The organism is Variovorax sp. WDL1 (assembly GCF_001541225.1).
GTDB lineage: Bacteria > Pseudomonadota > Gammaproteobacteria > Burkholderiales > Burkholderiaceae_C > Variovorax.
Window position 1 is genome coordinate 21,057 of record NZ_LMTS01000256.1, and the last position, 9,952, is coordinate 31,008.

The following is a 9,952-nucleotide window of genomic DNA, read 5'->3' on the forward strand; positions in this document are numbered from 1 at the left end:
CTCGACTGCTGGCGGGCGAGCGGATCTGGGCCAGCACCGAATCGCCTGTCGAGGGCCGCTGGAGGCCGGGGCTGACCTTCGCCAGAATGGTCAGCCGGCGCGGGCTCGAAGCAAGGTCATCAGCGCGTGCGGTTGCAGCGGCTTGGCAAGGTGCGCATCGAATCCGGCCTCGATGGATCGCTCAAGGTCCTGCGGCCTCGAAAACGCGGTGAGCGCGACAGCGAAGAACTTGGGCTGTGCGTTCGATTCCCCGAGGTGCCTCAGCTGCCGGATGAGATCGTAGCCATCCCTGCCCGGCAGGCCGATGTCGCTGACGAGGATGTCGGGCCACTTCTGGTCGCTCAGTTGCAGTGCGCTCACATAGTCCGCCGCCACGCGAACCCTGGCACCCGCGTCGGTCAGCACGACGCTCAGGATTTCGCTGGCGTCGACGTTGTCTTCCACGACCAGCACCTCCAGGCCATCGAGAAGCCGTCCATCCTGGTCGGAGGCCGAGCTCTCGACGCGCTTGTCGAGGTCATCCGCATCGGCAGGCGGGACGGCAATCAGCTCCACCGTCAGGGTCGCGCCTTCACCCAGTCCGCGGCTGGCCGCGGTCACGACTCCACCATGCAGTTCTGCCAGGTTCTTGACGATGGACAGGCCCAGGCCCAACCCTCCGTGCAAGCGGTTGTCGGGCGAGTCGCTCTGGGAGAAGCGGTCGAACAAGCGGCCGAGAAACTCCTTCTCGATGCCCCGGCCGAAGTCCTGCACCTTCAAGGTCAGGCGGTCTCCGTCACGCAGCAGCGTGACCTGGATCCAGCTGCCGCGGTTGGAAAACTTGATGGCATTCGACAGCAGGTTCCACACGATCTGCTGGAAGCGCGTGGGATCGAGCCAGGCCGGTTCGACCGCGCCCTGGGCATCGAAGCGGATCTCCAGCCCCTTGGCTGCGGCAGAAGTGGCCAATGCGTCGATGGATCCGTTGACCAGTGCACGCGGGTCGATCCATTCCCTGCGAAGGCGAAGCTTGCCAGAACTGACGCGGGAAACGTCGAGGATGTCGGCGATGAGCAGTGCCTGTGCCTTGACGCTGCGGTCGATCGCTTCCAGGCCCTTGTGCAGCAACTCCGGCGTCCCGGTCCGGGTGCGCAGGAGGTGCACCCACCCCGCGATGGCGTTGAGCGGGTTGCGAAGCTCGTGCGACAGGACAGCGATGAAGTCATCCTTGGTGCGGCTGTGGCGTTCGGCAACCAGGCGCGCCGCCTGCTCGCGCTCGAGCAGTTCCGCCTGCCTGCGCTCGAGCTCGAGGCGTCCGGACACATCGATCGCTATGCCCAGGCTGATGCCCGGCTCGATCTCGTTCGCCAGCGTCCACTCGAGGCGCACGGCAGACCCATCGGGACGCAAGAGCGGGAACTCGCCCTGCCAGGTGACTCCGTCGCGCGCCTCGCCGACCGCCTTCTCCTGCGCGAAGGCGGCCCATTCCTCCGGCGCAATGGAGCTGACGGGCTTGCCGTGCAGCGACGCAGCTGGGCGCTGGAGCATTCTTTCAAGGGCCGGATTGACGTCCACGAAGTTGCCGGCGCTGTCGATCAGCGCCATGCCGGTCGGCGCCTGGTTGTAGATGGCGCGAAAGCGCGTTTCGCTGCGGCGCAGGAGTTCTTCCGCGAGCCGGGCGCGGATGAGGGCCTGCAACGTTGCGATGAGCACGGGCGGCTCGACGGGGTGCACCAGGTAGGCATCGGCACCGGCATTCAGCCCGGCCACCTTGTCTTCGTTGCGGATGAATGCGGCCGAAAGGTGGATGACCGGCAGCGTATGGGTCGCGCGATCGGCCCGGATGGCGCGGCAGACCTCGAAGCCATTGAGGTCGGGCAGGTGCACGTCGAGGACGATCGCGGAAACGTGCTGCCGCGAAAGCTCGATCGCTTCCTGGCCGGTGCTGGCCTCCACGGTCTGGAACCCCGCCGCGCGAATGACGCGGGCCGTGGCATAGCGCGTGGCCGGGTTGTCGTCCACCACCGCCACACGGTGGCGGCTGCGGTCGATGGAAGTGTTGATGACGGACTCGATCACTTCGGTGACTCCAGCGCCGTTTCTGCCTTGTGCAACTGCACCGGTACGGTGACGAAGAACACCGAACCCTTGCCCAGTTCGCTTTCGATACCCACCTCGCCGCCGAGCAGGTGGGCCAGGCGCCTGCTCAGCGACAGGCCCAGGCCGGTGCCGCGCAGGCGCTTCTGGACGGGCGAGTCGACCTGCGCAAAATCGTCGAAGACCGCAGCATGGTGCTCGGGCGCGATGCCGATGCCGGTGTCCGACACGGAAAACCGGACGTTGTCGTCATCCAGGCGCACCGCCGAGACGCGGACCTCGCCACGCGGCGTGAACTTCAATGCGTTGGAGATGAAGTTGCGCAGGATCTGCGACAGCCGGCGGTCGTCGGTGTAGAGGCGCGGCAACTCCAACGGCTCCTCGAAGATCAATGCCGTGTCGGCATTGGTGAGCAGGGGCTTGAACATGCCGCGCAGGGCGGAAAACAAGTCGACCATCTCGAACCAGGCCGGCGAGATCTCGACGCGGCCGGCCTCGATCTTGGCCAGGTCGAGCAGGTCGTCGACCATCTCCGCAAACTCGGTGGCGGAGGTCTCGATGAAGCGGATCTGCCTTTCCTGCTCGTCGGTCAGCGGCCCGTCCACGCGGTCGCTCAGCAGGCGGGTGATGCTGCGAATCGCGCTGATGGGGGTGCGGAACTCGTGGCTCATGTAGGCCAGGAAGCGGCTCTTCAGTTCGGTGGCCTGGCGCAGCTGCTCGGCCTGCGCATCGAGTTCGGCGTAGAGCGCGACCACCCCGCGGTTGGTCTCCTCGAGCTCGGCCTGCAGGTCGGCGGCCTCCCGACGGCTGGCCCTGAGGGCTTCCTCCAGCTCGGCAACCGGCTGCATGGCGGAATCTGGTTCACTCGGCATTCAGTACCTCTTTCGCCGCACGACCACGACCGTGGCGTCATCGCGATGACGCGTATGTTCTCGCAAAAGGATCGCCGCGACGATTGCAGGGTCCGACTGCAGGGCGGCCGCGATCCGGGCGCTCTTCCAGCGTGTGTCGATGCCGTCGCTGTGGACGATCACCAGCGAATGCGGCGGCAACTCCATCGAGGCCTGTTCGGGCTTGCGGATCTGCACGCCCGCCGTGCCGTGCTGCGTGACGAGCGACCTGTCGAAGACACCCGACACGACGCGCCCCACCACGTTCCCCGCGCCGATGTAGCCGACCGTCGATGCCTGCGCATCGATGGACAGCGCGCACACGGCCGCACCACGCGTCGTCTTCAGGGCGACGTGGACGCGCTGGAGGGTCTCGCGCAAGCCCTCGAAGGGATGCTTCGAAAAAACCGACGTGGCGGCCAGGGAGGCCTTGGCCGCTTCCGGCCCATGGCCAAGGCCATCGGCCACCAGGAGACCGAGCCGTGTCCCGTCGATGGCGGCGGCCCACCCGTCTCCGCAGACTGCTTCGCCGGCCACTGGCAGGCAGACGGCGCCGATCAGGAACTCGGCGGAAGCAGCCGCATCCTTGAACCCCGACTTCCGCACGCGTGCCAGGCAGATCGTGCCCGCCGGCACCGACGTATGGATGTCGAAGTCCGAGGCGAGCCGGCGCACTGCGCCCAGGCCTGTTCCGGGCGTGCTGCCAGACGACTGGCCATCCTGCATGGCGCGCTGGAGATCGGCGATGCCAGGTCCTTCGTCGATGGACAGCACCTCGATGTCGCCGCTGTGAGGCCGGGCAGCAACCAGCAGGCGCCCCTTGCTTGCATGCCGGGAAAGATTGGTGCCGAGTTCGGTGACGACAAGCGCCAGGCGACCCGCATCCACCTCGCCGAATGCCGCCTCGTGGGCCAGTTGCGCTGCATGCCGGCGCGCTTCGCCCACTCGACTCGGATCATCGATCGGAAATGCCTTGTGGGTCCAGCCGGCAGCTACTTCCACTTCGTGATGCTCACTCGTGTCCCTCGGCCGGGCACCGATTGGATGTCGAAGTCATTGACCAGCCGCTTGCTGCCGGGCAGGCCGAGCCCCATGCCGCTGCCGCTCGTCCAGCCGTCGGTCAGCGCAAGCTCGAGGTCTTCGATGCCAGGCCCCTGGTCTTCGAAGTGCAGCTGCAAGCCCCGCCTGCCATTGCGCTCGACGAACTCCCAGCGCATCTGGCCGCCCTTGCCATGGATCAGGGTGTTGCGCGACAACTCGCTCGCGGCGGTGATCATCTTGGTCTGGTCGACCAGCGACAGCTTCAGCGACTGGCACAGTTGGCGGACCACCTGGCGGCTCGCCACGATGTGCTGCTCGGACTTGAGCGGCAAGGTGCCTGTCGGATCAGCGTCCAAGTGTCTTCCCCTGCCGCGCCTTTTGCAGCAGTTCCATGCCGCGCTCCACGTCCAGCGCCGTGCGGACCCCTTCGAGGGAGAGGCCCAGTTCGACGAGCGTGATGGCCACTGCGGGCTGCATGCCGACGACCACGGTGGTGGCCGACAGGATCCGGGCGATGCCGGAGATGCTGGTCAGCATGCGGCCGACGAAGGAGTCGACGATTTCCAGTGCCGAGATGTCGATCATCACGCCGCTGGCGCCTGTCTTGGCAATCTGTCCCGCGAGATCGTCCTGGAGCGTCAAGGCGGTCTGGTCCTGCATGTCCACCTGTATGGTGACGAGCAGCGTTTCTCCCATGCGGAGAATGGGAATGCGGTCCATCGGTCAGGCGTCCTGGTCCCGGGTGACGCGCCAGCCGTTCTGCTTCAGGGCCAGCGCGAGCGCGTCGGCCAGTGTGGCCTTGGTGCTGACGCCTTGCAGGTCGATACCAAGGTGCACGATCGTCTGGGCGATCTGCGGGCGAATCCCGCTGATGATGCAATCGGCCCCCATCAGCCGGATGGCCGAGACGGTCTTCAGCAGGTGCTGCGCCACGAGCGTGTCCACCGTGGGGACGCCGGTGATGTCGATGATGGCCAGGGCAGATCCGGACTCGACGATCCTTTGCAGCAGGGCCTCCATCACCATCTGGGTGCGGCCGCTGTCGAGCACGCCGATCATCGGGACGGCGAGGACGCCTTCCCAGAGCTTGACGACAGGGGTCGAGAGTTCGAGCAGTTCTTCCTGCTGGCGCCGGATGACGTCTTCCCGTGCCAGCTGGTAGACCGATGCCGTGTGCTGCGCCAGCTTGTCGACGGTGTTCGACAGCGCCCATATGGCGGGTACCAGCTCCTGCGGTCGCTGTGCCAGGCGCTTCTGCACGGATGCAAACATCGGCTTCTTCAATGCAAGCACGAACGCGCTCGTGTCACCCGCGGACTGGCCCCGCGCCGCCCTCGATCGCGAGAGATCGGCCAAGGTGCCGCGCACGGACTCCCAGGCGGGACCGTCGAAGCGCTCGGCATCGCCGCCGGCGTCGAGCGCTTCCTTCAGCCCGCGAATGATCGCGCCGGCCTCGACTTGCATGGCCGGGCGTGTGCTGGGGTCTGCCTTGGCTTCGCCGAGCCAGGATTCGATGATCGCGGGCTCCTCTTCGACCAGGACGTCGAGCACCGTCCGATGTTCGCTTTGCATTACTTTCCTTTTGTACTTGCTTGGGGAATGGGGGCCATGGCCATGCGCTGGCGCTTTGGCCCAACTGGGGGCGTTAAGTCTTCGGTTTGCATCGTACACACTCTCCCGGCCAAGGCGCCTGCATCCGTCCCCGCCCGGAACCGGTCGTCGGCCGGCACGGCGACATCACTCATCGCTCGGCGATGTAGTGCTGCATCGTCACCACCTCCCCCTCGCGCAGGAACATCCGTACCCGAGCCTCCACCTCCTGGTCAGCCAGCGTGGCCCGAGCGCGCTGGTGCAGGTAGTCGGCCCACGACGCGACGATGAACCGCTCGACATAGCGCGACGGATCCCCGAGGTCGCGATACACGCGCCACAGGGTCGCTCCATCGCGGCGTCGCGAGGCGCGCAGCTGCGTCACGGCGTTCAGGAACTCCGCTGCCTCGCCGGGGCGGATGCGGTAGCCGATCTCGACCGACACCGGGCCGTCGTCCGGAAGCGGCTGGTCCTTGATGAAAAGGTCCTCCCAGAGCGCGACGGGCGTGACCTCCGGCGAAGCGCCCATGCGCAGCGGCAGCCAGCGCGCCAGAAAGACGCCTGCCGCCATGGCGGCGGCAGCGAGGCTGAGCGCAATCGCCAGCCCGGCGATGCCGGACACCGCGCCCCAGAATGCCGAGCCGATGGCGAACGAGCCCAGCGCGCTGACGGTGTGCAGTGCCACGGCCCGCGAACGCACCCAGGGCGGTGCGCTGGACTGGGTGGCGGTGTTGAAGGTGGCCATGACTGCCATCCACGCGGCACCGCCGATGGCCAGTGCCACGAAGACCACGACGGGGATGCGCACGAACGCGGCGATGAGCATCACGGCCGCGAAGACCATGCACCCCAGGGCGACGAGCCGCTCGAGCCCCAGGCGCGCGCGCAACCTGCCCAGCACCAGGCCTGCAGCCACCGCGCCGGTGCCCAGGCACCCCATGAGGAAGCCGAATCCGGCAGCGCCCAGATCGAGCTGTTGCGCGGCGATGGCCGGCAGCAGCGCCCACAGCGCAGAGCCCGTGCCGCTGTAGGCGACGGTGCGCAGCAGCTGCGCCAGGATCATCGGCGAGTGCCTCGCATAGCGCAGGCCGGCGATGGTGCCGCTCCAGAGGCGCTCCGCCGGCAGGGGCGACTGCGCATGCGGTGCAGGGGGCCAGCGCCGCACCGCCTGCATCATCAACAGCGCGCTCGCCACCGCGAGCACGAACACCCAGCCTGCACCGAGCCATGCGAACACGAAGCCCGCGATCGACGGGCCCAGGGCCCGCGCGCTGTTCCAGGCGATCGACATCGCGGTGATGGCCTGCGGCATGTCCTCGCGCGGCACCGTGTCGGCCACGCTGGTGTTCCAGGCGGGCGACAGCAGCGCCGTGCAGCAGCCGGCGGCAAAGGTGAAGAGCAGCAAGGTCGCCGGCCCCGCCCATCCGCCCAATGCAAGCAGCGACAGGACGATGACGACGGCCACCTGGACGGCCAGCGCATTCAGGATGAGCCGCCGCCGGTCGGTGGTGTCGGCCAGCACGCCGGCGGGCAGTGCCAGCAGGAACATGGGCAGGAACACGGCGGTCTGCACCAACGCAGCGAGAAAGGACGAGCCCGTGAGCTCGACCATGAGCCACGAAGCCGCCATGACCTGCATGGCGTTGCCGGTGAAGTAGATGGCACTGCCGGTCCACAGGCCCCGGAATGCAGGCAGACGCAACGGCGACCAGAGGGAGTGGGGCGCGGAGGACATCGGGGGAAGCTTGCCTGATTTTGGTCGGGCGTGCGGGATGCCGAGCAGACGACACCGTTTGAGCTGACGCGCCTCGGGGACGACACGGTGCGGTCTTACAGCCCGCCGTATCCCACGCTGGCGATGCTCCGGGAGCAACAACTCAAACGGAGATTTCCATGAAAGCCATCGCAACCATCGCCATCGCCATCGGCACCATCGTGACGCTTGCAGCGTGCGACGTGAAGAAGACGGCCGATGGGAACGTGACGGTGCCCAAGTACGAAGTCGAGAAGAAGCAGGCCGGCGACGTGACGCTTCCGAAGTACGACGTGACGACGCCTGACGTGAAGGTGACGAAGGAAGAAAAGACCGTCACGGTTCCGACGGTGAAGTCCGAGGAGAAGGTGATCGAAGTGCCGAAGGTTTCGGTCACTCCGGCCAAGGAAAAGTAAGCCGCAAAAGCAAGCCGCCTTTACGCCGCGGCCCGTGCGACGAAGCGCTGGGCGAGCGGGCTCGACGGTCGCATCGCGGCCCGCTCGGCCGCCAGCGCCGTTGCGAGTGGCCGATCGCCGCTGCGCAGCGCCGCCTCGACCAGTGTCAGGTCGAGCAGGTCGCGCTGGGCGTGGCTGCCGCCGAAGCGATGGGCGCTCGAGCGGATCGGCCGCAGCAGCGCGACGACCGTCGCATGGTCGCCCGCCACGAAGGCCTGCACGGCGCGGGTCGCCGGCTCGCCCACCTCGGCGGTGAAGGCGCGGTTGTCGCCGTCACCGGCGAGCGCGGCGCGCTGTGTCTCGCGCAACTGCGCGGCGAGGTCGACTCGGCCGGCGCTCGCGAAGGCCATCATCGCGTGCAGGTCGTTGAAGGCGTAGTGGCCCGCGGTGGCATGCGGCGCCCAGCGTTCGGCCAGCGGCTGCCAGCGGTCGCCGACGTCCACGCCGCGCAGCGCGAGGCGCCACAGCATTGCGCTTTGGTCGATCATGTCGAGCACGACCGCGGAGCCCGGCCCGCCGATCGATGCGTCGTACATCGCGAGCACCTCGTCGTGCCGGTCCTGCTCGAGCTTGAACAGCGCCAGGTGCCACCAGTTGTGCACCGCGAAGAAGCTGTCGCGCGACCAGTGCGCCGCATTCGGCTCGAGCCAGGCGATGCCGTCCTTCGGCGCATTGCGCATCTCGTGCACATGCGCCACCGCGTGCCAGGCCCAGGTGTCGCGCGGCTGCAGTTCGATCGCCCGGCGCCCGGTGCGCTCGGCTTGCGCATAGTCGCCGGTTTCCTCGAGCCCGAAGGCGTGCATGCCGAGCACCGCATGGTGGCCGGGCATCGCGTCGTTCCAGTGCGGCCGCACGCGCGCGATGCGGTCGCGCAGCATGCGCGAATCGCCGGTGAAGAAGTCCACCTGGTGGCCGGCCTGCAGCGCGAGCAGGTCTCGCGGGTGCTGCGCCGACAGGTCCTCCAGCACGCGCGCGGCGTCGCGCCAGCGGCCGGCGGCGACGAGTGCGGCGGAGCGCGCATGCATCCGCTCGCGATCGGTTCCGGCGTGGCGCGCCGCGGCCTCGCCCGCCTCGCGCGCGGTCGCGAGCGCCTGCGCCTCGGTGCCGAGCAGGTGCAGCCAGGCTCGCAGCGTGTGCGCGATCGACATGCCCGGCGCCTCGGCGAGTGCGCGGTCGATGGTCGCCAGCGGGTCGCCGACCAGGCAGCGCATCTCGTTCGCGGCCTGTTCGTAGTGGTCGATCGCGGCGGCGGTGGCACCGCTCACCGGGTGTCCCAGGGTGTCGATCAGAACGGTCATGGTCTAGTCCTCCGAAATCAGGCGGTCGCCGCGCCGACGGCGGTCGAGACGACAAAGCGGCTCAGGTCGAGGGCGAAGCGCTGCGGCTTGGTCGCGGTGGTAGGCGATCAGCTCGGGCGGCCGGCCGAACCACGGCATGGTGCCGGCCAGCAGCAGGCCGGCGACCCGGGACGGGTGGTCGATCGCGAAGCGCATCGCGTTGACGCTTCCCATCGAGTGGCCGACGATCACCGCACGCTCGATCTCCATCGCGTCCATGAAGGCCGCCACGTCGGCGGCGAAGTCGGCGGGCCGGTATCCTCCGGCCGGCTTGTCGCTGTCGCCATGGCCGCGCTGCGTGAGCGCCATCGCGCGCAGCTCGGATGGCAGGTGGGGCAGCACCGGCTCGAAGGAGCGCCATGAGTCGGTGACCCCGTGCAGCGCGATGACCGGCATGCCGGTGCGGCTGCCCTGTTCGGCGAACTCGATGCGTACGCGGCCGGGGAGCTGGATCTGGCGAAGGGTGGGTTTCATCGAGGCTTCCTCAGGTGCGGGTTCGAGACGGACCGGGACAAGTGGCGCTGCACGATGAGCGTGCGCATGTCGACATGCAAGAGTCTCGTCCGCGGGTGTATCGCGGGTGTTTCGGGGCCGCCGGTCTTTGTTTTCTGTTTGTTATCCGGGTGTAGGCAGCAGCCGGGCGCGCCGGCTTGACTGGCCCGAGAGCGCAGGCATACCATGGCGGCCCCTCTCAGCGAGGACAGGGGCAAGACCAAACAGGAGACATCAGATGAATCGACTGATCTTGGGGGTGCTTCCTTGCGTGCTCGCTGCCTGCAGCACGCCGTCCGCTGTGACTACGGCTGCCGC

10 protein-coding genes are annotated in these 9,952 nt (G+C 67.9%); 1 reads left to right on the plus strand and 9 read right to left on the minus strand.

From position 1 onward, the window contains the following. Nucleotides 1–90: 90 nt before the first annotated feature. The 7 genes from APY03_RS32200 to APY03_RS32230 form a co-directional block, all read right to left on the minus strand. Nucleotides 91–2,058 (minus strand): hybrid sensor histidine kinase/response regulator, encoded by a 1,968-nt coding sequence (locus APY03_RS32200; RefSeq protein ID WP_068683629.1) that lies wholly within the window; start codon nucleotides 2,056–2,058, stop codon nucleotides 91–93. Continuing rightward, nucleotides 2,055–2,924 (minus strand): sensor histidine kinase, encoded by an 870-nt coding sequence (locus tag APY03_RS32205; protein WP_232324493.1) that lies wholly within the window; start codon nucleotides 2,922–2,924, stop codon nucleotides 2,055–2,057. The genes APY03_RS32200 and APY03_RS32205 overlap by 4 nt, the downstream gene beginning before the upstream one ends. A gap of 24 nt (nucleotides 2,925–2,948) precedes the next feature. After that, complete coding sequence (locus APY03_RS32210) at nucleotides 2,949–3,968, minus strand: ATP-binding SpoIIE family protein phosphatase (RefSeq protein ID WP_068683633.1); 1,020 nt, start codon at nucleotides 3,966–3,968, stop codon at nucleotides 2,949–2,951. Continuing rightward, entirely contained in the window at nucleotides 3,959–4,363 is a 405-nt protein-coding gene (locus APY03_RS32215) for an anti-sigma regulatory factor (RefSeq protein ID WP_068683635.1), read from the minus strand. The genes APY03_RS32210 and APY03_RS32215 overlap by 10 nt, the downstream gene beginning before the upstream one ends. Beyond that, the gene (locus tag APY03_RS32220; RefSeq protein WP_068683637.1) at nucleotides 4,353–4,727 is read right to left on the minus strand and encodes an STAS domain-containing protein; all 375 of its coding nucleotides are present in this window, start codon (nucleotides 4,725–4,727) and stop codon (nucleotides 4,353–4,355) included. Before APY03_RS32220 ends, APY03_RS32215 begins: the two co-directional genes overlap by 11 nt. Before the next feature lie 3 nt (nucleotides 4,728–4,730). Continuing rightward, nucleotides 4,731–5,579 carry an STAS domain-containing protein gene (locus tag APY03_RS32225; protein WP_068683639.1) on the minus strand — a complete coding sequence of 283 codons (849 nt, stop codon included), beginning with the start codon at nucleotides 5,577–5,579 and terminating at the stop codon, nucleotides 4,731–4,733. Nucleotides 5,580–5,748: 169 nt separating this feature from the next. Then, nucleotides 5,749–7,332, minus strand: coding sequence for an MFS transporter (locus APY03_RS32230; protein WP_068683641.1), 1,584 nt, complete (start codon nucleotides 7,330–7,332; stop codon nucleotides 5,749–5,751). A 158-nt stretch (nucleotides 7,333–7,490) separates the two neighbouring features. Between APY03_RS32230 and APY03_RS32235 the strand changes: the two genes are divergently transcribed. Continuing rightward, entirely contained in the window at nucleotides 7,491–7,766 is a 276-nt protein-coding gene (locus APY03_RS32235; RefSeq protein WP_068683643.1) for a hypothetical protein, read from the plus strand. A gap of 20 nt (nucleotides 7,767–7,786) precedes the next feature. Here APY03_RS32235 and APY03_RS32240 read toward each other — a convergent pair whose 3' ends face one another. Together APY03_RS32240 and APY03_RS32245 are read right to left on the minus strand one after the other, a co-directional pair. Then, nucleotides 7,787–9,103: a tetratricopeptide repeat protein gene (locus APY03_RS32240; RefSeq protein ID WP_068683645.1), complete on the minus strand. Its 1,317-nt coding sequence runs from the start codon at nucleotides 9,101–9,103 to the stop codon at nucleotides 7,787–7,789. Nucleotides 9,104–9,106: 3 nt separating this feature from the next. After that, nucleotides 9,107–9,616, minus strand: a complete 510-nt coding sequence (locus APY03_RS32245) for an alpha/beta fold hydrolase (RefSeq protein ID WP_068683647.1) — start codon at nucleotides 9,614–9,616, stop codon at nucleotides 9,107–9,109. Between the last annotated feature and the right edge of the window lie 336 nt (nucleotides 9,617–9,952).